The 24,490-nt window shown below is 60.7% G+C and carries 31 protein-coding genes; 4 read left to right on the forward strand and 27 right to left on the reverse strand.

What is annotated here, in order from left to right:
* Window positions 1-7: 7 nt before the first annotated feature.
* The 19 genes from rplR to B5F12_RS03840 form a co-directional block, all read right to left on the reverse strand.
* A complete protein-coding gene (gene rplR / locus B5F12_RS03750) occupies window positions 8-367 on the reverse strand; it encodes a 50S ribosomal protein L18 (protein WP_087230513.1) in 360 nt (119 codons plus the stop codon).
* A gap of 19 nt (window positions 368-386) precedes the next feature.
* Window positions 387-932, reverse strand: coding sequence for a 50S ribosomal protein L6 (rplF, locus tag B5F12_RS03755; protein ID WP_087230516.1), 546 nt, complete (start codon window positions 930-932; stop codon window positions 387-389).
* 13 nt (window positions 933-945) lie between these two features.
* Entirely contained in the window at window positions 946-1,347 is a 402-nt protein-coding gene (gene rpsH, locus B5F12_RS03760; RefSeq protein ID WP_087230519.1) for a 30S ribosomal protein S8, read from the reverse strand.
* A 234-nt stretch (window positions 1,348-1,581) separates the two neighbouring features.
* On the reverse strand, window positions 1,582-1,767 hold the full coding sequence (locus B5F12_RS03765) for a type Z 30S ribosomal protein S14 (protein WP_080906393.1): 186 nt from the start codon (window positions 1,765-1,767) through the stop codon (window positions 1,582-1,584).
* 18 nt (window positions 1,768-1,785) lie between these two features.
* Window positions 1,786-2,337 (reverse strand): 50S ribosomal protein L5, encoded by a 552-nt coding sequence (rplE, locus tag B5F12_RS03770; protein ID WP_087230521.1) that lies wholly within the window; start codon window positions 2,335-2,337, stop codon window positions 1,786-1,788.
* A 21-nt stretch (window positions 2,338-2,358) separates the two neighbouring features.
* Entirely contained in the window at window positions 2,359-2,670 is a 312-nt protein-coding gene (gene rplX / locus B5F12_RS03775) for a 50S ribosomal protein L24 (protein WP_087230524.1), read from the reverse strand.
* A gap of 17 nt (window positions 2,671-2,687) precedes the next feature.
* Window positions 2,688-3,056, reverse strand: coding sequence for a 50S ribosomal protein L14 (gene rplN / locus B5F12_RS03780; RefSeq protein WP_087230527.1), 369 nt, complete (start codon window positions 3,054-3,056; stop codon window positions 2,688-2,690).
* A 15-nt stretch (window positions 3,057-3,071) separates the two neighbouring features.
* Complete coding sequence (gene rpsQ, locus B5F12_RS03785) at window positions 3,072-3,335, reverse strand: 30S ribosomal protein S17 (protein ID WP_087230530.1); 264 nt, start codon at window positions 3,333-3,335, stop codon at window positions 3,072-3,074.
* Between the two features lie 13 nt (window positions 3,336-3,348).
* Window positions 3,349-3,540, reverse strand: coding sequence for a 50S ribosomal protein L29 (rpmC, locus tag B5F12_RS03790; protein ID WP_143482197.1), 192 nt, complete (start codon window positions 3,538-3,540; stop codon window positions 3,349-3,351).
* A 2-nt stretch (window positions 3,541-3,542) separates the two neighbouring features.
* Window positions 3,543-3,965 (reverse strand): 50S ribosomal protein L16, encoded by a 423-nt coding sequence (gene rplP, locus B5F12_RS03795; RefSeq protein ID WP_087230536.1) that lies wholly within the window; start codon window positions 3,963-3,965, stop codon window positions 3,543-3,545.
* Window positions 3,965-4,777: a 30S ribosomal protein S3 gene (rpsC, locus tag B5F12_RS03800; RefSeq protein ID WP_087230539.1), complete on the reverse strand. Its 813-nt coding sequence runs from the start codon at window positions 4,775-4,777 to the stop codon at window positions 3,965-3,967. Before rpsC ends, rplP begins: the two co-directional genes overlap by 1 nt.
* A 19-nt stretch (window positions 4,778-4,796) precedes the next feature.
* A complete protein-coding gene (rplV, locus tag B5F12_RS03805; RefSeq protein WP_087230542.1) occupies window positions 4,797-5,129 on the reverse strand; it encodes a 50S ribosomal protein L22 in 333 nt (110 codons plus the stop codon).
* Window positions 5,130-5,143: 14 nt separating this feature from the next.
* Window positions 5,144-5,416, reverse strand: a complete 273-nt coding sequence (gene rpsS / locus B5F12_RS03810; protein ID WP_087230545.1) for a 30S ribosomal protein S19 — start codon at window positions 5,414-5,416, stop codon at window positions 5,144-5,146.
* A 14-nt stretch (window positions 5,417-5,430) separates the two neighbouring features.
* Entirely contained in the window at window positions 5,431-6,264 is an 834-nt protein-coding gene (rplB, locus tag B5F12_RS03815) for a 50S ribosomal protein L2 (protein WP_087230548.1), read from the reverse strand.
* A gap of 17 nt (window positions 6,265-6,281) precedes the next feature.
* Complete coding sequence (rplW, locus tag B5F12_RS03820; RefSeq protein WP_087230550.1) at window positions 6,282-6,578, reverse strand: 50S ribosomal protein L23; 297 nt, start codon at window positions 6,576-6,578, stop codon at window positions 6,282-6,284.
* Window positions 6,578-7,192, reverse strand: coding sequence for a 50S ribosomal protein L4 (rplD, locus tag B5F12_RS03825; RefSeq protein WP_087230553.1), 615 nt, complete (start codon window positions 7,190-7,192; stop codon window positions 6,578-6,580). The genes rplW and rplD overlap by 1 nt, the downstream gene beginning before the upstream one ends.
* 18 nt (window positions 7,193-7,210) lie before the next feature.
* Window positions 7,211-7,933, reverse strand: coding sequence for a 50S ribosomal protein L3 (gene rplC, locus B5F12_RS03830; protein WP_087230556.1), 723 nt, complete (start codon window positions 7,931-7,933; stop codon window positions 7,211-7,213).
* Between the two features lie 273 nt (window positions 7,934-8,206).
* Window positions 8,207-8,521, reverse strand: coding sequence for a 30S ribosomal protein S10 (gene rpsJ / locus B5F12_RS03835; protein ID WP_087230559.1), 315 nt, complete (start codon window positions 8,519-8,521; stop codon window positions 8,207-8,209).
* A gap of 808 nt (window positions 8,522-9,329) precedes the next feature.
* Window positions 9,330-9,866, reverse strand: a complete 537-nt coding sequence (locus B5F12_RS03840; protein ID WP_087230562.1) for a dCMP deaminase family protein — start codon at window positions 9,864-9,866, stop codon at window positions 9,330-9,332.
* 174 nt (window positions 9,867-10,040) lie between these two features.
* Here B5F12_RS03840 and B5F12_RS03845 point away from each other — a divergent pair, with 174 nt between their 5' ends.
* On the forward strand, window positions 10,041-10,436 hold the full coding sequence (locus tag B5F12_RS03845) for a hypothetical protein (RefSeq protein ID WP_087230565.1): 396 nt from the start codon (window positions 10,041-10,043) through the stop codon (window positions 10,434-10,436).
* A 41-nt stretch (window positions 10,437-10,477) separates the two neighbouring features.
* On the opposite strand, the gene B5F12_RS03850 is transcribed toward B5F12_RS03845, so the two are convergent.
* A complete protein-coding gene (locus B5F12_RS03850) occupies window positions 10,478-10,891 on the reverse strand; it encodes a protein-export chaperone SecB (protein WP_158096737.1) in 414 nt (137 codons plus the stop codon).
* Between the two features lie 200 nt (window positions 10,892-11,091).
* Between B5F12_RS03850 and mnmE the strand changes: the two genes are divergently transcribed.
* Both mnmE and B5F12_RS03860 read left to right on the forward strand, forming a co-directional pair.
* Complete coding sequence (gene mnmE, locus B5F12_RS03855) at window positions 11,092-12,459, forward strand: tRNA uridine-5-carboxymethylaminomethyl(34) synthesis GTPase MnmE (RefSeq protein ID WP_087230571.1); 1,368 nt, start codon at window positions 11,092-11,094, stop codon at window positions 12,457-12,459.
* Between the two features lie 440 nt (window positions 12,460-12,899).
* Window positions 12,900-13,853 (forward strand): hypothetical protein, encoded by a 954-nt coding sequence (locus B5F12_RS03860; protein WP_087230574.1) that lies wholly within the window; start codon window positions 12,900-12,902, stop codon window positions 13,851-13,853.
* A 40-nt stretch (window positions 13,854-13,893) separates the two neighbouring features.
* Here the strand turns inward: B5F12_RS03860 and B5F12_RS03865 are convergent, their stop codons facing one another.
* Window positions 13,894-15,297: an NAD(P)/FAD-dependent oxidoreductase gene (locus B5F12_RS03865; protein ID WP_087230577.1), complete on the reverse strand. Its 1,404-nt coding sequence runs from the start codon at window positions 15,295-15,297 to the stop codon at window positions 13,894-13,896.
* 158 nt (window positions 15,298-15,455) lie between these two features.
* Complete coding sequence (locus B5F12_RS03870; protein ID WP_087230579.1) at window positions 15,456-16,568, reverse strand: metallophosphoesterase; 1,113 nt, start codon at window positions 16,566-16,568, stop codon at window positions 15,456-15,458.
* Between the two features lie 167 nt (window positions 16,569-16,735).
* On the opposite strand from B5F12_RS03870, the gene B5F12_RS03875 reads away from it, so the two are divergent.
* Window positions 16,736-17,041: a YerC/YecD family TrpR-related protein gene (locus tag B5F12_RS03875; protein WP_087230582.1), complete on the forward strand. Its 306-nt coding sequence runs from the start codon at window positions 16,736-16,738 to the stop codon at window positions 17,039-17,041.
* Window positions 17,042-17,481: 440 nt separating this feature from the next.
* On the opposite strand, the gene B5F12_RS03880 is transcribed toward B5F12_RS03875, so the two are convergent.
* From B5F12_RS03880 to pgeF, 5 genes are all read right to left on the reverse strand, one after another.
* Window positions 17,482-18,087, reverse strand: coding sequence for an N-acetyltransferase (locus B5F12_RS03880; protein ID WP_087230585.1), 606 nt, complete (start codon window positions 18,085-18,087; stop codon window positions 17,482-17,484).
* A 3-nt stretch (window positions 18,088-18,090) separates the two neighbouring features.
* The gene (locus B5F12_RS11975; protein ID WP_164488798.1) at window positions 18,091-18,261 is read right to left on the reverse strand and encodes a hypothetical protein; all 171 of its coding nucleotides are present in this window, start codon (window positions 18,259-18,261) and stop codon (window positions 18,091-18,093) included.
* A 207-nt stretch (window positions 18,262-18,468) separates the two neighbouring features.
* Window positions 18,469-22,167 (reverse strand): phosphoribosylformylglycinamidine synthase, encoded by a 3,699-nt coding sequence (locus tag B5F12_RS03885; protein ID WP_087230588.1) that lies wholly within the window; start codon window positions 22,165-22,167, stop codon window positions 18,469-18,471.
* A gap of 14 nt (window positions 22,168-22,181) precedes the next feature.
* Window positions 22,182-23,669 (reverse strand): ABC transporter substrate-binding protein, encoded by a 1,488-nt coding sequence (locus B5F12_RS03890; protein ID WP_087230591.1) that lies wholly within the window; start codon window positions 23,667-23,669, stop codon window positions 22,182-22,184.
* Window positions 23,666-24,478, reverse strand: a complete 813-nt coding sequence (gene pgeF / locus B5F12_RS03895; RefSeq protein WP_087230594.1) for a peptidoglycan editing factor PgeF — start codon at window positions 24,476-24,478, stop codon at window positions 23,666-23,668. Before pgeF ends, B5F12_RS03890 begins: the two co-directional genes overlap by 4 nt.
* Window positions 24,479-24,490 lie beyond the last annotated feature (12 nt).

The raw sequence follows: 24,490 nt of genomic DNA on the forward strand, positions 1-24,490 counted from the left end.
TCCTCCCTTAGAACTGCAGGCCGCCCTCACGGGCGCCCTCGGCCAGAGCCTTCACGCGGCCGTGGTACAGGTAGCCACCACGGTCGAACACAACAGCCTCGATGCCCTTGGCACGGGCGCGCTCGGCAATGGCCTCGCCCACCTTCTTGGCAGCTTCGCAGTTGCTGCCGGAGCCTTCAAAGCCCTTCTCCAGGGAAGAAGCGGAAACCAGGGTCACACCCTTGGTGTCGTCGATGATCTGAGCATAGATGTTGGTCTCGCTGCGGAACACATTCAGACGGGGACGCTCGGAGGTGCCGGACACCTTACCACGAACGCGCTTATGACGATGCAGGCGCTGAGCCTTAGTGTTGGGTCTGTTAATCATAATCGGCACACCTCCTTAATTACTTCTTAGCACCGGTCTTACCAACCTTGCGGCGGATGACCTCGTCAGAGTACTTAATACCCTTACCCTTGTAGGGCTCGGGGGGACGCTTCTCGCGGACCTTGGCAGCGAACTGGCCAACCAGCTGCTTGTCGAAGCCTGCGATGATGATCTGGTTCTGGTTGGGAACCTCGATGGTGATGCCCTCGGGAGCCTCCATGATGACCTGGTGAGAGAAGCCCAGGTTCATCACCAGCTTGCCGCCCTCCAGAGCCACACGGTAACCTACGCCGTTGACGTCCAGGGACTTCTTGTAGCCCTCGGTGACACCCACGATCATGTTGTGCACCAGGGTGCGGGTCAGACCGTGGAGCGCACGGTTCTCCTTCAGATCGTTGGGACGGGTGACGGTGATGACGCCGTCAGCCAGAGTGATGGTCATGTTGGGGTGGAACTGCTCCACCAGGGTGCCCTTGGGGCCCTTGACGGTGACCACGTTGTTGTCCGCAATGCTTACCTCCACGCCGGCGGGGACGGCGATAGGAGCTCTACCAATTCTAGACATTCCTATACCCTCCTTACCAAACGAAAGCCAGGACTTCGCCGCCGACATGGGCCTCGCGGGCCTTCTTGTCGGTCATGACGCCCTTGGAAGTGGACACGATAGCAATGCCCAGGCCACGGAGCACGCGGGGCAGCTCCTCAGCGCCAGCGTACACACGCAGGCCGGGCTTGGACACCCGGCGCAGACCAGTGATGGCCTTCTCCTTGCCGGGCTGCACATACTTCAGAGTGATGCGGATGACACCCTGGGTACCATCGTTGATGGTCTGGAAGTTCTTGATATAGCCCTCGTCCAGCAGAATCTGAGCGATGGCCTTCTTCATGTTAGAAGCAGGAACATCCACGGTGTCATGCTTTGCGTTGTTCGCGTTGCGGATGCGAGTGAGCATATCCGCAATGGGATCGGTGATTTGCATGATTTTTACCTCCTATAAAATTTACGGGCTTGATGCCCGTACAGGCGGAAAGGTATCGAAGGCTAGGTTGGTTCCTCCGACCTTTTGTCCGTCTTTTCCCACGCTGGGGGTCTCTTTTACCATTGGCACGGTGGCCAACGATTTATTATAACATGCCCATAGGCGGGGGTGCAACCCCCCGCCTGGGACTTGTTATCCAAATTTTTCTCCGGTATTCGACCGTTTTGCGGCAAATTACCAGGAGGCCTTCTTCACGCCAGGAATCTGGCCCTTGTAGGCCAGCTCGCGGAAGCAGATACGGCAGATGCCGTAGTCCCGGAGGTAAGCGTGGGGGCGACCGCAGATCTTGCAGCGGTTGTAGCGGCGGCTGGAGAACTTGGGCTCAGCCTGCTGCTTGAGAATCATAGACTTCTTAGCCATAGCTGGTTTCTCCTTCCATTAACCGTTGGTGGTGAAGGGAGCGCCCAGGAGAGTCAGCAGCTCCTTGGCCTCCTCGTCCGTCTTAGCAGTGGTGCAGATGACGATGTCCATACCACGGATCTTGTCGATCTTATCGTACTCGATCTCGGGGAAGATCAGCTGCTCCTTCAGGCCCAGGGCGTAGTTGCCGCGGCCGTCGAAGGCGTTGGGGTTGATGCCACGGAAGTCACGCACACGGGGCAGGGCCACGTTGAACAGACGATCCATGAACTCCCACATCTTGTCCTGGCGCAGGGTGACCTTAGCGCCGATGGGCATGCCCTCACGGAGCTTGAAGTTAGCCACGGACTTCTTGGCCCGGGTGATGACGGGCTTCTGGCCGGTGATGGTGGCCAGGTCGTTGACCACGGACTCCAGCACCTTGGCGTTGTCGCGGGCCTCACCACAGCCCACGTTCACCACGATCTTGTGGATGCGGGGGATCTCCATGGTGGACTTGTAGCCGAACTTCTGCATCAGAGCAGGAGCGATCTCGGCATTGTACTTAGCCTTCAGATTGGGGTTAGCCATTTTCTATACTCCTCCTCTTTCTCAGATTTCAGCGCCGCAGTGCTTGCACACGCGCACCTTCTTGCCGTCCACGATCTTGTGGGCGACGCGGGTGGCCTTGTTGCACTTGGGGCACACGGTCATAACCTTGCAGGCGTAGATGGGGGTCTCCTTCTTGACGATGCCACCCTCCTCGCCCTGACGGCGAGCCTTCTGGTGACGGGTAGCGACGCTGACGCCCTCCACGACCACCTTGCCGGCCTCGGGGTTGACGGACAGGACCTTGCCCTGCTTGCCCTTGTCCTTACCGGACAGGACAACCACGGTATCGTTCTTCTTTACGTTCATACTCATACCTCGTAACCCCCCTCTTACAGCACTTCGGGAGCCAGGGACAGGATCTTCATGTAGTCCTTGTCACGCAGCTCACGAGCCACTGGGCCAAAGATACGGGTGCCGCGGGGGTTCTTGTCGTCGCGGATGATAACGGCGGCGTTGTCGTCGAAACGCACATAGCTGCCGTCGGCACGGCGCACGCCGCGCTTGGAGCGGACGATAACGGCCTTGACCACTTCGCCCTTCTTCACGGTGCCGCCGGGAGCGGCCTTGCGTACGGAGGCGACCACCACGTCGCCGATGTTACCAAACTTGCGCTTGGAGCCGCCCAGTACGCGGATGGTCTTGATCTCCTTGGCGCCGGTGTTGTCGGCAACCTTCAGATAGCTTTCTTCCTGAATCATACTGGCACCTCCTTCTTACTTCGCCTTCTCGATGATCTCAACCACGCGCCAGCGCTTGTCCTTGGACAGGGGGCGGGTCTCCATCACACGAACACGGTCACCTACGCCGCACTGGTTCAGCTCGTCGTGAGCCTTCAGCTTGTAGGTGCGCTTGACAATCTTCTTATACAGAGGGTGGGCCACGCGGTCGGCGATGGCGACCACCACGGTCTTATCCATCTTATCCGAAACCACCAGGCCGACTCTGGTCTTACGAGAAGAGGTTCTCACTTCGCTCATCGTTTACTCCTCCTTATCGGCCCTGCTGCTCACGCAGGATGGTCTTGACTCGGGCAATGTCTTTCTTAACCTCTGCGATGCGGATGGGATTTTCCAGCTGATTGGTGGCGTGCTGAAGACGGAGGTTGAACAGGTCCTTCTTCAGCTCCACCAGCTTGGTCTCCAGCTCGGTTGCGCTCATCTTACGGACTTCGTTAGCTTTCATCTTCATTCACCACCATTCGTCTCTTTCTTGATAATCTTGCACTTGACAGGCAGCTTGTGGCTGGCCAGACGGAGGGCCTCACGGGCGACCTCCTCGGAAACGCCGGCGATCTCGAACATGACACGGCCGGGCTTGACAACGGCAACCCAGTACTCGGGAGCGCCCTTACCGGAACCCATTCGGGTACCCAGGGCCTTCTTGGTCACGGGCTTGTCGGGGAAGATCTTGATCCAGACCTTACCGCCACGCTTGGTGTAACGGGTCATGGCCACACGGGCGGCCTCGATCTGGTTACCGGTGATCCAAGCGGGCTCGGTGGTCACCAGGCCGAACTCACCGTAAGCGATGGTGTTGCCACGGGTGGCGACGCCGGTCATACGACCACGGTGCACGCGGCGATATTTCACTCTCTTAGGCAGCAGCATTACTGGGCGCCTCCTTCCTTAGCAGCGGGACGGCCCTGGCGGTTGCCACCATTGCGGTTGAAGCCGCCCTGGCGACGGTCACCACCGTTGCGGCGATCGCCATTGCGGCGGTCACGACGGGGGCGCTGCTCACGCTCTTTGTAGTTCTTGGTGTCGATGGTGCGGGGAGTGGTGCGCAGGGTCTGAGTGAGAACCTCGCCCTTGTAGATCCACACCTTGATGCCGATGCGGCCATAAGTGGTGGCAGCCTCAGCAAAGCCGTACTCGATGTCGGCACGCAGGGTCTGCAGGGGGATGGTGCCGTCGTGGTACTGCTCGGTGCGGGCGATCTCAGCGCCGTTGAGACGGCCGGAAGCCTGCACCTTGATGCCCAGGGCGCCCATGCGCATAGCGCGGCCCATGGCGTTCTTCATAGCGCGGCGGAACGCGATGCGCTTTTCCAGCTGCTGAGCGATGTTCTCAGCCACCAGCTGAGCGTTGGTGTCCACGTTCTTGACCTCAACGATGTTGAGAGCCACGGGCTTGCCCAGCTTCTTCTCCAGCTCCACGCGCAGCTTCTCGATCTCCTCGCCGCCCTTGCCGATGACGACACCGGGACGGGCGCAGTGCACATAGATGCGGATCTTGGCGTTGTCACGCTCGATCTCGATCTTGGGCACGCCGGCGGAGTAGAGCCGCTTCTTCAGATCGCGGCGGAGATTGTAGTCCTCAACCAGGAGGTCGCCCACTTTCTCATTGCGGGCATACCAACGGGAGTCCCAGTCTTTGATGACGCCCACGCGAAGGCCGTGGGGGTTAACTTTCTGTCCCATTACTCTTTGACCTCCTTACTTAGCGCTCTTTGACCACAACGGTCACGTGAGAAGTTCTCTTGTTTATGCGATAGGCACGACCCTGGGCCCGGGGCATGAAGCGCTTGATGATGGGGCCGGGGGTGGCGAAGGTGGCAGCAACGTACAGCTTCTCGGGGTCCATGCCGTGGTTGTTCTCGGCATTGGCGGCGGCGCTGTTGACCAGCTTCATCAGGGGCTCAGCAGCGGCCTTGGGGGTCAGAGCCAGGATGGCGTTGGCCTGAGCAATGCTCTTGCCACGGATCAGGTCGCACAGAATGCCGACCTTGCGGGGAGAGATACGAATGTATCTCAGTGTTGCTTTAGCTTCCATTCTATCTCTCCTCCTTACTTACCAGTCTTGCTGCCAGCGTGACCCTTGAAGGTACGGGTGGGAGCAAACTCGCCCAGCTTGTGGCCGACCATGTCCTCGGTGACGTACACGGGCACGTGCTTGCGGCCATCATGCACAGCAAAGGTGTGGCCCACGAAGGAGGGGAAGATGGTGGAGGCGCGGCTCCAGGTCTTCAGAACCTTCTTCTCGTTGGCCTTGTTCATTTCGTCGACCCGCTTCAGCAGCTCGGGAGCGCAAAAGGGGCCTTTCTTGATACTTCTGCTCATCTTTTACTGCCTCCTTACTTACCGTTACGACGCTTGACGATGAACTTGTCGGTGGGGTTCTTCTTCTTGCGGGTCTTGTAACCCATAGCAGGCTTGCCCCAGGGAGTGACAGGACCGGGACGGCCCACGGGGCTCTTGCCCTCACCACCGCCGTGGGGGTGGTCATTGGGGTTCATGACGGAGCCACGCACGGTGGGACGCCAGCCCATGTGACGCTTACGGCCGGCCTTACCGATGTGGATGTTAGCCCAGTCGGTGTTGCCAACCTGGCCGATGGTGGCCTTGCACTCCTCACGGATGAGGCGGACCTCGCCGGAGGGCAGACGCACCTGAGCCATGCCGTTCTCCTTAGCCATCAGCTGAGCGGCCACGCCAGCGGAACGAACCAGCTGAGCGCCCTTGCCGGGATACAGCTCGATGCAGTGGATCATTTCACCCACGGGGATGTTGGCGATGGGCAGGCAGTTGCCGGGCAGGATGTCGGCGTCGGCGCCGGTCATGATGATGTGGCCGGCCTTGATGCCCACGGGAGCCAGGATATAACGGCGCTCGCCGTCCTCATACTCGATGAGGGCGATGTTGGCGGAGCGGTTGGGGTCGTACTGCAGGTTGATGACGGTAGCGCTGCCCACCTTATCACGCTTGAAGTCGATGATACGGTACTTGCGCTTGTTGCCGCCGCCGCGGTGGCGGACGGTGATGCGGCCGTAGCTGTTACGGCCGGCGTGCTTCTGGAGCACCTCGGTGAGGGAGCGCTCCGGCTTGGCCTTCTTATCAATGCCCTCGAAGGCGGACACAGTCATGTGACGGCGGGAGGGCGTTGTGGGCTTGTATACGCGAATAGCCATAGTTCAATTTCCTCCTCTTACACCATACCCTCGAAGAACTCGATGGTCTTGGACTCCTCGGTCAGAGTCACAACGGCCTTCTTCCAGCTGGCCCGACGGCCCTGGGGATAACGGCCCATGCGCTTGACCTTACCCTGCATGTTCAGGGTGTTAACCTTCGCCACGTTCACGCCGAAGATCTCCTCCACCGCCTTGGCGATCTCGATCTTGTTGGCGTCCTTGGCGACCTCGAAGGTGTACTTCTTCTCGGTGGCCAGCATCATGGACTGCTCGGTGACGATGGGGCGCTTGATGATATCGTAAGCGGTCTTCATTAGGCGAACACCTCCTCGATGGTGGCCAGCGCAGCCTTGTCGATGATCAGCTGGTTGGCGTTGACAATGTCATAGACATTGATCAGGTTGGCGGGAGTGGTGACCACGCCGGGAATGTTGCGAGCGGACTTGACCACGTTGGCGCAGCTGGTGACAACCACAGCCTTGTCGGCCTCCACGGCATTCAGGAAGCCCTGGAAGGTACGGGTCTTGATCTCGTTCATGCCCAGGCCGTCCACCACCAGCAGGTTGCCGGAGGCAGCCTTAGCGGACAGAACGGACTTCAGGGCCAGACGCTTCACCTTCTTGTTGAGGGTGTAGCTGTAATCCCGGGGCTTGGGAGCGAACACGATACCGCCGTGGGTCCACTGAGGAGCACGGGTGGAACCCTGACGGGCGTGACCGGTGCCCTTCTGGCGCCAGGGCTTGCGGCCGCCGCCGGAAACCTCGGCACGGGTCAGAGCGCTCTGAGTGCCCTGACGGCAGTTGGCCAGGTGATTTTTGACCACATCGTGAACGACGTACTGGTTGGGCTCGATGCCGAAGATGGACTCGGAGAGCTCGACCTCGCCGATCTGCTTACCGGCCATATCATAAAGGTTAGCTTTAGGCATTTGTCATTCTCTCCTTTCTTACTTGTTACGCGCAGAGGCCTTCTGGGGATTGACACGGGCGGAAGCCTTCTGAGGATTGACGCGGCCAGCCTCGGTGACCTTCTTCTCCATGACCTTCTTGACGGAGCTGCGCAGAGCGACCACGCCGCCCTTGGGGCCGGGGATAGCGCCGCGCACGGCAACCAGGCCCATCTCCTCGTCGACCACCACAACGTCCAGGTTCATCACAGTGACCTGCTCGTTGCCCATCTGGCCGGCGCCGATCTTGCCCTTGAAGATGCGGGAAGGATCGGTGCTGGAGCCCATAGAACCGGCGTGACGGTGCACAGGGCCGGTACCGTGGGTATTCTTCAGGGTGTGAGCGCCCCAGCGCTTGACGACGCCCTGATAGCCGTGACCCTTGCTGATGCCGGTCACGTCCACGCGATCGCCCACGGCGAACACGGTGGCGTTGATCTCGTCGCCCACGTTGAGCTCGGCGGCGTTATCCAGCTTGAACTCCTTCAGGACGCGCAGGACCTTGCCGGACTTCTTGCTGTGGCCCACCTCGGGCTTGGACAGCTTGCGCTCGGGAACTTCCTCAAATCCCAGCTGAACGGCGGTGTAGCCGTCCTTTTCCTCGGTCTTCTTCTGCACCACGGTGCAGGGGCCTGCCTGGATGACAGTGACCGGGATGACCTTGCCGGCTTCATCGAAGATCTGGGTCATGCCCAGCTTCTTGCCGATAATGGCCTTTTCCATGTGTATTCCTCCTTAATAAGGTTATTGGTTGAAAAACGTGAGACATTGGGTGCTCATTGGTTTTCCAACATGACCCGCTCACCTCAATTTCAGCGGTGAGCTGCGGGTACAACAAAGTTGTGTGAGAGTCAGTTGTAATGTTGTCACGTTCCAAAGCCTTCGCGACGGTCGCTTCCCCTTCGACTCGCTTTCCAAACTCGAAGTGCTGCTCACTTCTCCTTTGAAACGCTCGCTACGGTCCAAGCTTCCTGCTCCCGGCTTTTCCACGCTTCCTTACAGCTTGATCTCGATGTCCACGCCAGCGGGCAGGTCCAGGCTCATCAGAGCCTCCACAGTCTTGGCAGAGGGCTTCACCACGTCGATCAGACGCTTGTGAGTGCGACGCTCAAACTGCTCACGGCTGTCCTTGTACTTGTGGACAGCGCGCAGGATGGTGACCACTTCCTTCTTGGTGGGCAGGGGGATGGGGCCGGAGACGGTGGCGCCGGAGCGCTTGGCGGTCTCCACGATCTTCTCGGCGGCCTGGTCGATCAGCTGATGATCGTAAGCCTTGAGCCGAATGCGAATCATTTCTTTCTGAGCTGCCATTTGGGTTTTCCTCCTTAATAACATACGAAGTGATGATTGGTCGTCCCTTCGTACGGTGAAAAACTCCGTCCACGTTTCCGTGCGTATCACTCTGGGGCATGAATAAAACCGGCACAAAAGCTGGCCGGTTTCACCCATTTCCCGGCGATATACGCCGTGAACTGAGTCTCTCAGCCGCCCGATTCTCGGACATACTCCGCGGAAGTTACCTCGTTTTCACGAGCAATCTCCCGCATCATCGCATAGTGCACCCTTTGCAGGCGCTTGATTATTGTACTATATACACTTTGTAAAGTCAAGGGAAAATTCGAGATTTTTACCCCTGAAACTCCACCAGTTCGGGGCGAAAATCCATGGAGTTTTGTGTGCAGATTGACCTTCTCCATGCTCTCCGGTTCAGGCTTGCCAGCCTGGCGGGGACGCTACCCGCTGGGGGTTTCTTTTGAGCGGGCAAAAGAAACCAAAACCCGCTTAGGGCGTTCCCCCCTAAGAACCTCCCTTGGGGTACGAGGCTGGAACTGCGTCAAGGAGATTTCCGGCCCGTCACCCTTGCTGTGGCTCCTGTTTGTGCCACCACACCAGGCTCCCTTGGGCAACTGGCCCTATAGTCAGGCAGTTTTCACATCCGGGCCTACTCTGGTGTGTGCGGCGTTCCCGCCGCCGGGAGCCGGGCTTCCGATACCTGCCAGCCCAAAGCCTCCCTCCCGGAGGGAGCCTTTTGCCGTGCCCTCAAGTCACTGCCTCAAATTGAAATCCGTGCCGCATTGCGGCACACCACAATTATTCATTCTTCACTATTCATTATTCATTAGCCACAGCAGCAGCCACCGCTGCAACTGCAAGAACTCCCCTGCCCCTCTCTCAGGTGGCTGGGCAGAGACTCGTCCTCCTCAATCCACTCCTTCTCCACATCCACAATGCGGTACTCCGTCTCCGTATCCCGGATGACCAGCCGGGAGATACCCGCATTGATGATGAGGCGGCGGCACATGGAGCAGGAGGTGGACCCGGCCAGAAGGGTGCGGGTCTTGGGGTTGACGCACACCATATATAAGGTAGCCCCCAGCACTTCCCGGCGGGAGGCAGAGATGATGGCGTTGGCCTCGGCGTGCACCGAACGGCACAGCTCGTACCGCTCCCCGGAGGGGATGTTCATGGCCTCCCGGGTGCAGTAGCCCAGGTCGATGCAGTTTTTCCGGCCCCGGGGAGCGCCGTTGTAGCCGGTGGACACGATCTCGTCGTTTTGGACGATGATGGCCCCATAGTGGCGGCGCAGGCAGGTGGAGCGCTCGGACACCGTCTGTGCAATGTCCAGATAATAGTTTGTCTTGTCAATGCGTGGCATGGGACCATCCCTCCATATTTCGTACTGCCTGCCATTATATCAGCCTTTTTTCCGTGACACAACGGTCAAATTCACATTTTGTTTACCGTTACCCCATTGACGTTGCCAAGGGTTGCGATTATCATAATAGTAAACAATACAGCGACGCCTTAGGCTGTCAGGAGGTAAGAACCTGTGATTCGTCAATATCTCAGCCGTTTTATGACTGGCCGCTATGGCATGGACCAACTCAATCTGTTTCTCACGGTCACCTATCTGGTGCTCTACCTGGTGTTTTTCCTCACCGGGCTGTGGGTGCTGGACATGATCGTACTGGTACTATTACTGGTGGTGCTGTTTCGGATGCTGTCCCGGGACATCTACCGCCGTCAGGCAGAAAACACCCGGTTTCTCCAGATTGTCCGGCCCATCCAACATAAATTCCGCACCTTCCGCACCCGGATGAAAGACCGGGAGCACCGTTACTTCAAGTGCCCCAGCTGCGGCCAGCAGATGCGGGTGCCCCGGGGCAAGGGACGCATCACCGTCCACTGCCGCTCCTGCGGGGCCACCTTCGAGGAAAAAAGTTAAAAAAATGGGTCGGACCAAGGTCCGACCCATTTTTTATGGAATTACTTGTTCTGGTTGGGCTGCTTGACCTGCACAGAGTCCTTGGTCATGGGACGGCGCAGCAGGCGGAAGTTGGGCATACCGCCGGCCTCGCACACCCGGCTGACCAGGGTGTCGGCGTAGCAGAACAGCTGCTCGTAGCAGCGCACGTGGAACTCCTTCTTATCGTCGTCGGTGACCTCACCAGTGACCTGGAACAGGCCCACCAGCTCCACAGAGGCGAAGAAACGGTGATCGGGGTTGTCGGTCTTGTCCTTCACGCACTGATACAGCTTGGCCACGCACTTGGTGGAGTCGGCGTTGTACTTAACGGTGAAATTGGAGTTGTTCTCCAGCTGGACCTGCCCAGCCTTGTCCAGCTTGTTGAAAAACTGGAGGTCCTCCAGCTTGTAGGAAAGCATTTGCAAATCTGCCATGGTTGGCACCTCGCCCTTCTTGTTGATTTTTCCTGTGTTCCATTGTACCATAGAGATACCATGGCCGGACGTCTCTGACGCCCCTCGCCTTTGGCGACACTGCCGCTATTGTACCATAACTTGACAGGGTGTGCAACCGTCCTTGTGTAAATTTCTCTCTCTTTTGCACACACGCCCCCTGGCTTTTCGAGGTGATTTTTATGAATGATACCATTGCCGCCATTGCCACCGGGCACCAGGCCACTGCCATCGGCATCCTCCGCCTCTCGGGGCCCCAGGCCATTTCCGCCCTGGACCAGGTGTTTACCCCCGCCAGCGGCAAGCCCATGGCAGAGCAGCCCAACCGCCTGCTGGTGTACGGCACCCTCCACGACGCCCAGGGCAACGCCCTGGACCACTGCCTGGCCACCGTCTCCCGTGGCCCCCACAGCTACACCGGGGAGGACACCGCCGAGCTGCAATGCCACGGCTCTCCGGTGCTGCTGACCATGGCCCTAGAGGCCCTGTTCGGCTGCGGGGTGCGTCAGGCCCAGGCGGGCGAGTTCACCCGGCGGGCCTTCCTGGCGGGAAAAATGGATTTGACCCGCACCGAGGCGGTGGCAGACCTCATCCACGCCGAGACCCAGGGGGCGGTGTATCAGGCCGCCGGACAGCTGGGGGGCGCTCTGGCCCAGGTCATTGAGGACATCTACCACCAGCTCACCGCCCTCATGGCCCACTTCCACGCCGTACTGGACTACCCCGACGAGGACATCGACCCCTTCGAGGCCCAGGAGATTGCTGACACCCTGGGCCAGACAGAGAAACAGCTGGACCAGCTCACCGCCACCTACCAACGGGGCAAAGCCCTGGTGGAGGGCATTCCCTGCGCCATTGTGGGCAAGCCCAACGCCGGAAAATCCACCCTGTTCAACGCCCTGCTGGGCTATGACCGGGCCATCGTCACCCCCATTGCCGGCACCACCCGGGACACCGTGGAGGAACGGCTGAACCTGGGCGGGGTGCTGCTGCGCCTCATCGACACCGCCGGACTGCGGGACAGCGACGACCAGGTGGAGCAGCTGGGGGTGGAGCGCAGCCGGGAAGCCCTGCGCCGCTCCGAGTTGACCCTGGTGGTGGTGGACGCCTCCCGGCCCCGGGACGAGGAGGAGGAAGAGCTGCTGCGGCTGGCCGCCCAGAACGGCCCCACCATCCTGGTGTACAACAAGGAGGACCTCCCCTCCGCCGCTCCCCTGCCCCAGCCCCCCGCCGGGGTGGAGACGGTGACCCTGTCCGCCCTCACCGGGGACGGCATCGACCAGCTGGAGCTGGCCATTGGCCGCCTGTTCCCCCACGACCCCGGCCTGCGCCCCGGCGCGCTCCTCACCAACGCCCGCCAGGCCCAGGCCGCCGCCCAGGCCCGGGACTGCCTCACCCGTGCCCAGCTGGCCCTCCAGGCCGGGCTCTCCCCCGACGCCGTCCTCACCGATGTGGAAGACGCCCTCCAATATCTGGGTCAGCTCACCGGGCGCGTGGTGCGGGACGACATCACTTCCCAAATTTTCCAGCGATTTTGCGTGGGTAAATGACAGTTTTTGTCACTTTTTAGGGGTTGACACCATATCTATGGATAGCCTTCCACAACTCACACACCATGTGGAAAACTTTGTGGAAGCTGTGGAAGTCTCTCTCACCGGGAAAGGCAGACCGCCTTTCCCGGTGTCTTTTTTTGCACCCTGCTGCGCGCATTTTTGTCCGCCACAGGCGGCCAAAACCACACTTGCAGGGCGAGAAGTATGGGATCCCATGCGCATGTCCTGGGATCCCATGCATTTCCATGTTTCCCGCCTGGCGGCGGGAACTCTGCGAGGTTGTTCCCCCCTTCCCTGCCACACAGGCCGCTATAGGTGGTGGGTTGTTTCCCGTTTGTTGCCGATGTTTGGCTATCCTGGGGGGATGCTGGACTTTTCTCTCCCCCTGTGCTAAGATGCTCTCATCCCCACCTTGGGGAGAGAAAGAGAGAGAGTTTATGAACAAGAGTGTTTCCAACGCCTATGCTGGGTTTGCCCAGCGCCTGGGGTTGCAGATGGACGACAGTGGTGGCCTGTACGGCCAGCGGGGCGGCTACGCCTGGACCATCTTCGCCCCGGACCCCCGCTATCCCTATCAGCTTTTGGTGACCACCCCCGTCCACCGCACCGCCGGACCTCTCAGCAAAGAGGAGGTGCGCCAGTTCAAGCGGGAGCACAAGGAGATTTTTCTCCTCCATCAGCGCCAGAACGCCATCTCTATCACCGTCCGGGTCAAGGGCTCCAAGGGGGCAGATCGGCTGGAGGCAGCCATGAACGCCCTCACCGAGCTGCTGCGCACCCAGTCCTTCCGGCCCTGCTGCCAGAACTGCGGCCAGGAGCTGCCTGTGGAGGGCTACTTTGTCTCCGGCAGCTACATGCAGGTGTGCGACAGCTGCGCCCAGACCTTGAAGCAGTCCCACAACACCGCCCAGGCCGAGAGGGCCCAGAAGAGCGAAAATGTGGTGGGCGGCATCGTGGGCAGCCTCATCGGCTCCCTGCTGGGGGTGCTGTGCATCATCCTGCTCAACCAGTTGGGCTATATGGCCGCCCTGGCCGGCATCATCATGGCCGTTTGTACCCTCAAGGGCTATGAGATCCTGGGCGGCAAGCTGTCCAACCGGGGCATCGTCATCAGCATTGTGGTGATGATCGTCATGATCTTTGTGGGCGACCGACTGGACTGGGCCATTTTGGTGTCTCAGCAGCTGGAAATGCCCCTGCCCATGGCCTTCCAGGCCGTTCCTGTGCTGCTGGCCGAGGAGATCATCGAGCCCGCCATCTACGTGGTGAATCTGCTGCTGCTGTACCTGTTCATGGCCGTGGGGGCTGTGCCCACCATCCGCAGCTCCATCCGCAACCGCCGATTTGTCAACCTGGTATACCGTCTGGGCCACCCGCCTGTGGAACTGTAAGAAAAAATCCGCTGTGCATGGTTGCACAGCGGATTTTTTGTCAGTTGCGGGTTGTTAAGCGGTCTGCCACCACCCGGGCGGCCTTGACGCCGGAGGCGCCCGCCTGGGCCAGGCCACGGGTGACACCGGCGCCGTCGCCCACGGCGAAGAAGCCGGGCAGGGCGGTCTCCAGCTGGTTGGACAGGGAGATGCGGGCGGAGTAGAACTTCACCTCGGCACCATACAGCAGGGTATCGTAGTTGGCCGTACCGGGGGCCAGCTTGTCCAGGGCGTAGATCATCTCGATGATGTCGTCCAGCTGCCGCTTGGGCAGAGCCAGGGACAGATCGCCGGGGACGGCGGCGGTGAGGGTGGGCCGCACAAAGGACTTGGACAGGCGGTGCTCATTGGTGCGGATGCCGGACACCAGGTCCCCGAACCGCTGCACCAGCACCCCGCCGGCCAGCATGTTGGACAGGGAGGCGATGTGCTTGCCGTAGCGGTAGGGCTCGTTGAAGGGCTGGGTGAATCGGTTGGACACCAGCAGGGCGAAGTTGGTGTTGCGGCTTTGCAGCTTGGGGTCGGAGTAGGAGTGGCCGTTGACGGTGTTGATGCCCTCCACATTCTCCGCCACCACATGGCCGTAGGGGTTCATGCAGAAGGTACGCACCGGGTCGCCGTACTGCTTGGTGCGGTACACCAGCTTGGACTCATACACCACGTCGGTGATGTGCTCGAAGACGGTGGCGGGCAGCTCCACCCGCACGCCAATGTCCACTTGGTTGTTGATGAGCTCCAGCCCCAGCCCCTTGCACTGGTTGGCAAACCACTCTGCGCCGGAGCGGCCGGGGGCGGCGATGAGATAGGGGGCGTGGAAGGTATCCCCGTTCTCGCTGGCCAGGGTGTAGGTGCCGTCGGCCTCCACGGTGATGGAGCGGATGGCAGTGCGGAACCGGAAGTCGTGATTGTCCCGGATGTGCTCATAGATGTTGGTCAAAATGCGCAGGTTGTTCTCGGTGCCCAGGTGCTTGCACCGGGCCTGGAGCAGGTGCAGGTCGAACTCCAGAGCCTTTTTCTCCAACTCCCGGGCCTGGGGGGTGGTGGTGGAGAAGCACTGGGTGGTGGCGCCGTGCTGGACATTGATGGAGTCCACGTAGTCGATGAGCTCCATCACCTCTTCCTGGCTGAGGAAGTCGGTGAGCCAGCCGCCGAAATCGGTGGTAAAGTTAAATTTGCCATCGGAGAAGGCCCCGGCTCCGCCGAAGCCGCACATGGTGTCGCACACCTTGCAGTTGATGCAGGCCTTCACTTTGCCCGCCACAATGGGACAGCTGCGGTGGTAGATATCCGCGCCCTGGTCCACCACCAGCACCTTGGCCTCGGGACAGCGCAGCGCCAGCTCATAGGCGGCAAAAATGCCCGCCTCTCCGGTGCCCAGCACCATAACATCATAACGATTGGTCATGAACGTTCCTCATTTCCGTAATAGTAGGGGCAAAGCCCCGATGCAGTATAGCAGAGGTTTGGGATTGTTGCAATGGAGTTTTCTGTCAAGAAAGGCCCCTTCGACTAAAATCCGTGCCGCTATGCGGCACACCTTACTTCTTCACTCTTCACTACTACCTATTCCCTGCCCGTTATCCTTCCCCGGTACCACCCCGTCACCCCGTGTTTTTTCACCAGGTAGCCCCGGCTGCATTCGGTGACCAGGGCCAGTCGGTCCCCGGCCTGGATGGGAAGCTCATAGTCGGTGGTGTCCTCGGTGTGGGTCAGGCCGTCGCTCTGGCGGGTGTACAGGTAGTGGCGCAAAATCCACATCTCCCGCCCGGTGGACACGTGGCGGCACCAGCACACGTCCTCCCCCTCCTCTAAAATCTCCACCACGCTGTCGCTCCAGCGGATGTTAAAGGAGTCCTGGGAAGGGGCTTGGTCGTCCAGGGCCGTGACCACCGGCAGGCCGTCATAGGCCACATAGTCCATGTGCTCCTGGGTGATGTCGGGGATGATGAGGGCGTTGAGCTGGCCGTCCACCTTGAGCACACAGCCGCCGTCAATGGAGACGATGTGCTGGTCCTCTTTCACCCAGGGCCGGGCCACGGGAATGTCGGTGCGGTAGAGGGTCACCGGCCAGTGGCCCACCACCACCCAGTGGTGGAAGTTCCGCCCCTGGCCCACAAAGTTGTCGTTTTTCATGCAGCCGTAGGCGGGCAGGGACTCCATGTCCTCCTCCCGGTCAATGCCGCCGTGGACAAAAATGTACCGCCCTGCCTGTAGGATGTGGGCCATCCCCCGTAAATATGCCACCTCCCGGGGCATTTTTTCCAAAATCTCCGCCCGCAGCTGGGGCAGGTCCTCCGGCCCCTGGGGATACAGCCCCAGCTCCGCCCCCATCTGGAGGATGAGGGAGCGTCGGTCCCAGGTGCGAAACACCGGCCACAGGGCCTCATCGATGCCCGGCCGCCCCTCCAAAAAGATGAGGTCCAGGTGGTCGCAGTTGCCGCACAGGGGGTACACGGTGTGGGTCTCCCCCAGCTCCATGAGATAGCGCAGCAGGCCCAGGCTCTCCTCCCCTTTTTCAAACAAGTCTCCCACCAGGATGAGCACATCTTCAGGGGAAAATTCGGCTTTTTTCAGTACGCCACGAAAAAAGGGCAGGTTTCCGTGGATATCGCTGATGGCCAGCACCCGTCTGCCCGGGGCAATGTCCGGCCGTAGAAGCTTAGCTGTGGAACTCATGGGACTCATCCTTCCGTGTGGCATGTATTCCCTTTTATCATATCACGACTTCTCCCCCGGTGCAAAAGAAACCCGCCGCAAGGCGGAGTGAAAAAAACCGTTTACTTCATCGCTTCAATGTGTTAGGATAAACGTATCAGAAACTACCCATCCACAAGGAGGAGCCTATGCCCAAAGTAGCGAGCAAGGAGCGCAGCATGGCGCTGTATGAGAGCATTGTGCAGCTGAAGAGCGTGGAGGAGTGTTGCGCCTTTTTTGATGATTTGTGTACCGTGGGAGAGCTGCGGGCCATGGAGCAGCGGTATGACGTGGCCCGCCTGCTGGACCAGGGGCTGGTGTACACCGAGATTCTGGAGAAGACCGGGGCCAGCTCCGCCACCATCAGCCGGGTCAACCGGATTTTCTCCTTCGGCACCGGAGGCATGCACCGGATGATTCAGCGGCAGAAAGAGGACCAGGAGCCCTCAGAATAACGTCCCAACAACAAGCAGAAGGAAGAGCCAGCTTTGGCTCTTCCTCCCATTGTCCATACACAGCCCGGTCTTCATCTTGACATTCCTCCGAAAACGGGCTATCATATAAGCGAAGGGTGCTACCGGTGACGGTTGTCCCCCAGCGTTTACTTAAGAAGTAACCGGAAGTTTGGAGGACTGGCGGTTACTTCTTTTTTATGTTCTGAAACAGAGCAATTATCCCCACGACTAAAATGCCAATCTGAATCAAATCAGAAAATGTCACATATGTCACCGGGACCACCCCCTTTCTAAAGGGGGCAAGAAGCACCCCCTTATGAAGCAGGGGGGACAAACCGCCAACCGTATGGTAGCACCCACATCATGATACCGGATACGACACAAAATAGCAAGCCCCCAGGCCGTTTGGCCTGGGGGCTGTTTAGTTTAGTTGTTTTCTCCTAGTGTATGTACCTCAACATCTGCACAAGATACTCTCCAGCAAGACCGGTTTCATCTCGATCCAATGTTCTTCTGTCAAATTCACAAAATCCATTGGAAGAATAAAACTCAATTAACTTCGGCTTGTCCTCACATTCCACATAAGTTACCCTGCCTCCCAGCTCCAGCTGAATTTTGGACACCTTATCGCAAGCTAACTTCAGTAACTCGTCTCCTGTCATCAAGCAGTTCAAGCCATTGGTGTAGTTCTTTCCCAACTGGGCAATCAGTGGAGCGGATAACGTGTAAGAGCGAATCGTTGGGTCATATACTGCAAACTTGGCAATTCGTTTCGCCAACGACCCAGATAAGCGATTTTTCTTGACGGTAATATACTTATTGGCCAAGGTAAAATACCCGGCTATCTCTGCCTTTCCCCGATAAGATGCATACACAATGTGTGTTTGAGACAAGCTGCGTTTCGAAAACTCCACTGCCTTCTGAGTGAAGAAATTCTCCACATCTTCATTAAGCGGGCACGAAAAAGAGGAAAGGAGCTCTTTGGTACGTTCTTCTCCAAGCTCCTCCACCATAAGTTTTAAATTGACAACTTTATACCCCGTCATCTCTCATGCCCCAAACATCTTGCGAATATCCTCTCGGGACGCCTCAGAATGGGACCGTTGCATAACAACGTCTTTCTGTGACTTTCCTCCTGCATTCTCCAAAGCCCGTACCAGTGCAAGTGCAGATTTTCTGTCCTTGATGTGAATGGTTTTCAAAATGCTCTTGGTGGACATACCTTGCACCTCCTATCTTACTTTGCTTATCTCTCCATGATATGAATCACAACCTTTAGTTGTGTTCTTATTATATCAAGATTGTTGATATTTTACATGCACGTATTGTCCAAATTTATCACATATTTGTTGTAAACAATTTCTGTAAAACCTATCTTTCAAAAGCAAGCCCCCAGGCCGTTGGCCTGGGGGCTTGTCTTATTTTGCTTATTTGAAGTACAAAGCGCCGGATTCGAAGATGGGCTGCATCTTGTCGCCCACGATGTTCACGCCCACATGGGCGCCGCACCGCTCGGAGTGGCCCATCTTGCCGAACACCCGGCCATCGGGGGAGAAAATACCCTCAATGGCGCACACCGAGCCGTTGGGGTTGCCCACCATGTCCATGGTGGGGGCTCCGGTGAGGGGGTTGACATACTGGGTGGCCACCTGGCCGTTGGCGATGAGCTCCCGCACCACACGCTCGGGGGCCACGAAGCGGCCCTCGCCGTGGGAGATGGCGATGGAGTGCAGGTCGCCCACCTGGCTCTTGAGCATCCAGGGGGACTTCACGGAGGCCACACGGGTGGTGACATAGCGGCTCTGGTGGCGGCCGATGGTGTTATAGGTCAGAGTGGGGCAGCTGTCGTCCATGTCCCGAATCTCGCCGTAGGGCACCAGGCCCAGCTTGATGAGAGCCTGGAAGCCGTTGCAGATGCCCAGCATCAGGCCGTCCCGATGTCGAAGCAGGTCGTGGACCGCATCGGTGAGCCGGGGGTTGCGGAAGAAGGAGCAGATGAACTTGGCAGAGCCGTCGGGCTCGTCGCCGCCGGAGAAGCCGCCGGGCACAAAGATGATCTGGCTTCTGGCAATGGCCTTCTCCAACTCCACAGCGGACTGCTGGAGATCCTCGGCGGTGAGGTTGCGCACCACCACGATCTCCGCCTCCATGCCGGCCCGCACACAGGCCCGGGCGGAGTCAAACTCACAGTTGGTGCCGGGGAACACGGGGATGACCACCCGGGGCTTGGCAATGGAGCCGCTGAACACGGCGGGAGAACGCTTGGTGCAGGAGATGGTCTCCACGTCGCCGGACAGGCCCGCGTCGGTGGGGTACACGGTCTCCAGCACACTGTCGTTGAGGCGCAGCAGCTCGGCGATGGGGGCAGTGTCGTCGCCAATGGTGACGGCTCCGGACTCGTCGGTGTAGCCCAGCAGCACGCCGCCCTCCACTTCCTCGGTGCACTCGGCAATGATCATGCCGGGACAGGGCGTGTACCAGGGGGCGTTGACGCCGCTCTCAGCGGTAAAGCCCACGCCGTTACCGAAGGCCATCTTCATGACGCCCTCGGCCACGCCGTTCTCCACGGCCCAGGCAGCGGCCACCTTGCCGGTGCGGCACAGGGCGTGGAACTGCTCAAAGGCGGTGCGGTGTCCGGCGTAGTCGGTGAGGTCGGCCCCACCGAAGAGGTACACGGGGTGGCCAGCGGCCTTAAACTCCTGGGTGATGACCTCGCCCGCTTTCACGGGGGCGATGGCAAAGGAGATGAGGGTGGGGGGCACGTCCAGTTCCATGAAGGAGCCGGACATGGAGTCCTTGCCGCCGATGGCGGCACAGTTCAGGCCCAGCTGAGCGTCCAGAGCGCCCAGCAGCGCCTGGAAGGGCTTGCCCCAGCGCTTGGCCTCGTCCCGGAGCTTCTCAAAGAACTCCTGGAAGGTGAGGTAGGCACGGGTATAGTCGGCGCCAGCGGCCACGATCTTGGCCACGGAGGTGACCACGCTGGCCTGAGCCCCCAGGTAGGGGTCGGCGCTCATCCAGTCGGGGTCAAAGCCCCAGGCCATGAGGCTGGCCTGGTCGGTCTCCTGGCCGGGCTCCACGGGGAACAGGGCGGCCATGGCCTGGGCGGGGGTGCGCTGGGTTTTGCCGCCAAAGGGCATGAGCACGCTGCCAGCTCCGATGGAGCCGTCGAACCGCTCGGTAAGGCCCCGGCGGGAGGCGCTCTTCAAGCTCCCGGCCATATCCCGCAGGGTGTTGGCCCCGGCCACAGGCTTCACGGTGCCCTGGGGCACCTCCACCTGGGCGTGCTTGACAGCGCCGTTGGTGTTCAAAAAGTCTCGGCTCAGGTTGGCGATGGTCTGGCCCTTCCAGGTCATGACCATGCGGGGGCTCTCGGTGACCACAGCCACCTGATAGGCCTCCAGGTTCTCGCTCGCTGCGGCGGCCATGAAGGCGGCGGCGTCCTCGGGGGCCACCACCACGGCCATACGCTCCTGGCTCTCGCTGATGGCCAGCTCAGTGCCGTCCAGGCCGTCATATTTCTTGCGCACGGCGTCCAGGTCGATGGTCAGGCCATCGGCCAGCTCACCGATGGCCACGGACACACCGCCAGCGCCGAAGTCGTTGCAGCGCTTGATGAGGCGGGTCACGTCGCCCCGGCGGAACAGGCGCTGAATCTTCCGCTCCTCGGGGGCGTTGCCCTTCTGCACCTCACTGGCCATAGTGGACAGAGAGGTCATGTTGTGGCTCTTGGAGGAGCCGGTGGCGCCGCCGATGCCGTCCCGTCCGGTGCGGCCGCCCAGCAGGATGACCACGTCACCGGGGGCGGGCACTTCCCGGCGCACATGCTCAGCGGGAGCGGCACCCACCACAGCGCCGCACTCCATGCGCTTGGCGATGTAGCCGGGGTGGTAGACCTCGGCCACGTGTCCGGTGGCCAGGCCGATCTGGTTGCCGTAGGAGGAGTAGCCAGCGGCAGCGGTCTGGGCGATCTTGCGCTGGGGCAGCTTGCCGGGGATGGTGTCGGAGAAGGGCACGGTGGGGTCGCCGCCGCCGGTGACACGCATGGCCTGGTGGACATACACACGGCCGGACAGGGGGTCCCGGATACAGCCGCCGATGCAGGTGGCAGCGCCGCCGAAGGGCTCAATCTCGGTGGGATGGTTGTGGGTCTCGTTCTTGAACATGAGCAGCCAGTCCTGCTCCTTGCCGTCCACCTGGGCGGGGACGTGGATGGAGCAGGCGTTGATCTCCTCGCTCTCGTCCAGCTCAGGCAGCATGCCCCGCTTTTTCAGGGTCTTGGCGCCGATGGTGGCCAAATCCATGAGGGTCTGGGGCCGCTTGTCCGCCTTCTCCTGGCCGTACACCTCCACCCGGGCGTCCAGGTAGCGCTGATAGGCGGCCTTCACGTCGTCCCGCTTGACGCTGACGCTGTCCAGGTGGGTGGAGAAGGTGGTGTGGCGGCAGTGGTCGGACCAATAGGTGTCCACCACCCGCACCTCGGTGAGGGTGGGGTCCCGCCCCTCCTCGTCCCGGAAATAGGTCTGGAGGAAGGTCAGGTCGGAGAGGTCCATGGCCAGGCCGTACTGGGCCAGCAGCTCTTCCAGCCCCTCCCGGTCCAGCTGGGTGAAGCCGTGGAGCACAGGCACCGCCTCGGGCACGGGGTACTGGCCCTGGAGGGTCTCGGGCTTGTCCAGGGAAGCCTCACGGCTCTCCACGGGGTTAATGAGGTGGCCTCGAATCTTGTCCAGCTGCTCCTCGGTGAGGGTTCCCTCCAGCACGTACACGGTGGCGCAGCGCACGGTGGGGCGCTCGCCGCCGGTCATCATCTGGAAGCACTGGGCGCAGGAGTCCGCCCGCTGGTCATACTGGCCGGGCAGAGCCTCCACGGCCACGATGGTGTGGGGCTCCTGGGGCAGCTGGGGCATCTCCTCGTCCCAAATGCCGTCCACCTGGGGCTCCGAGAGGATGGTGGTGCGGGCGGCGTCGTAGACGCTGCGCTCCACTCCCTCCACGTCGTAGCGGCGGATGACCCGCACCCCGGTGAGGGAGTCCACCCCCAGGGGGCCTTTCAGCTCTCCCATCAGGTGCCCTGCCTCCACGTCAAAGCCGGGCTTTTTTTCCACAAAGCAGCGAAATACCTTGCTCATTGCCACACTCTCCCTTATTTATCTTTGTCTTGCTGTTGGATACCAGCGTTTTTATCTTCCACGGACGACCAGATCGTCCACTGATCCACATTGGCATAGAGATTTGACTGGGTGGGGGTCACCCCCGTCACCAGCCCCCACCGCACCAGCAGGGAACCCCGTAAAAAACAGATGGGAGCCAGCGGGGTCTGCTGGGCAAAGCCCGCCAGATAGGCCTCCAGCTCCGTCTCTCCCCCGGTCCTGCGCCAGGCGTTGAGCAGCTCCTGCACCTCGCTCTGGGTACCCCCGTAGCTCAAGGACCCGGTGAGCAGAGCGGTGAGGTCAAAATCCGAAGTGAGCTGCACCTGGCCCAGGTACAAATCAAAATTGCCCCGCTCCAGGGCGGACACATAGTCCTCCCAGGCCAGGGACTTCACCGTTACGGTAAACCCCGCCCCCTCCAGCTGATTGGCCACGGCCTGGGCCACCTGCTGCCGGGTGGAGTTGTCCTCGTTGACGATGAGGGTGAGGCTCCCCCCGGTAGTCTCCTCCGTGCCCCCCTGGGTCCATTCGGGCAGCTCTCCCCACGCCGGGGAGATGGGCCATGGGGTGGGGTCCCCGTGGCCGGATAGCTGCACCTGCACCAGGCTGTCCCGGTTCAGGGCCGAGGAGATGCGCTGGCGCACCGCGGCGTCGGCACACGCCCCTCGCTGGGTCTGAAAGCCCAGGTATAAAAGCTGGCTGGTGGGGTAGTCGAACACCTCACAGGTGCCGGAGTAGCCCACCGCCTGGGGGTCGGAAAACTGGGTGGTGGCTATCCACACCTCGCCGCTGTCAAAGGCGGCCTTGCGCCGGTCCGGGGTGCTCACCTCCACCAGGGGGATGGTCTCTGCGGGCAGGGCGTCCACCAGGCCGCTGTAAGGGTTCGGGACCAGGGCCCCGTCCTGCAACAGGTAGGGCCCGGTGCCCAAGGGGTCCTGTCCCTCCCGCTCCAGCACCACCGGAATGTCCAGCAGGGCGGGCAGGTTGGCGTTGGGGCGGGACAGGGTGATGGTGAGGGTATAGGTCCCGGTCTGGGCCACCCCGGTGACCCCGGACAGGCGGTTTTGGTACCGGGTGGCCGTGCGGGCGGTCTCCAGGGAGGAGACCACATGGGCGGCGGTGAGGGGGGTGCCGTCGGAGAAGCACACCCCCTGGGCCACCTCCACCGTCCAGGTCAGGCCGTCGGACCCGGCGGTGGCCCCGGCACACAGCCGGGGCTGGGGCTGGAAGCTCTGGTCCAGCTCATACAGGCCCTGGTACACCAATCCCCCCAGCTCCAAATTCGCCCCGTTGGTGCCCGTAATGGGGTGCATGGTCTGTTTGGGGTCATAGGCCAGGGAGAAGGTCCCGGTCTGGACCGGCTGCACCGTCCCGGTGGGGGCGGCCGACGGGGCCGGGTTCTCCTCCGTGGCGGCGGTGCAGCCGGACAGGAGCAGCGCTCCCGCCACGGCCAGGGCCGCTAATTGGGTCTTTCGTTTCATTTCAAACCAATGGCGGCGGCCATGGAGCCCCGGTTGGTGCCCACCTGGCGGTGGCTCCAGAACAAATCCGGGTGGCAGCTGGTGCACAGCTCACACACGCCGATGTTCTCGGTGGGTATCCCCGCCTTTTCCAGGCGCATGGCGTTGATGCCCTTCAAATCCACGGAATACTTGCCGTTTTCCTGGATGTGCAGGTACTTGAGCACCGGGGTGGAGAAGGCGGCCATCATGGCGTTGGGCACGTCCTCGTGGGTCTCAAAGCAGCAGGGGCCAATGCCCGGGCCGATGGCCGCCAGGATATTCTGGGGGTCACAGCCGTACACCTCCTCCATCTTGCGCACCACCGCCCCGGCGATGTCGGCGGCGGTGCCCCGCCACCCGGCGTGGGCGGCGGCCACCACCTGGCGCACCGGGTCATAGTACAAGATGGGCAGGCAGTCGGCGGAGAAGATCACCAGGGTCACCCCGGGCAGGTCGGTGACCAGGCCGTCGGCCTCATAGGACACCTTCTCGTAGGGGTCCTCTTTCACGTCCGCCTTGGTGATCACCCGCACATGGTTTTCATGGACCTGATTGGACATGGCCATCCGGGGCCCTTGGGCCCCGATGGCGGTCAAAAACCGGCGGTAGTTCTCCCGCACATGGTCCGGGTCGTCCCCCCGGCTTACGCCCAGGTTCAGGGACGCCCACATGCCCTCTGAGATGCCGCCCAGGCGGGTGGAGAAGCCGTGGGCCACTCCCCCGGCCTGTTCCATCTCCTCAGAGGCCAAAAAGACCACAGATTGATGTTGCTTCTGGACAATTGTCATGGTGGGTTACCT

The organism is Pseudoflavonifractor sp. An176 (genome assembly GCF_002160435.1).
GTDB classification, from domain to species: domain Bacteria; phylum Bacillota; class Clostridia; order Oscillospirales; family Oscillospiraceae; genus Enterenecus; species Enterenecus faecium.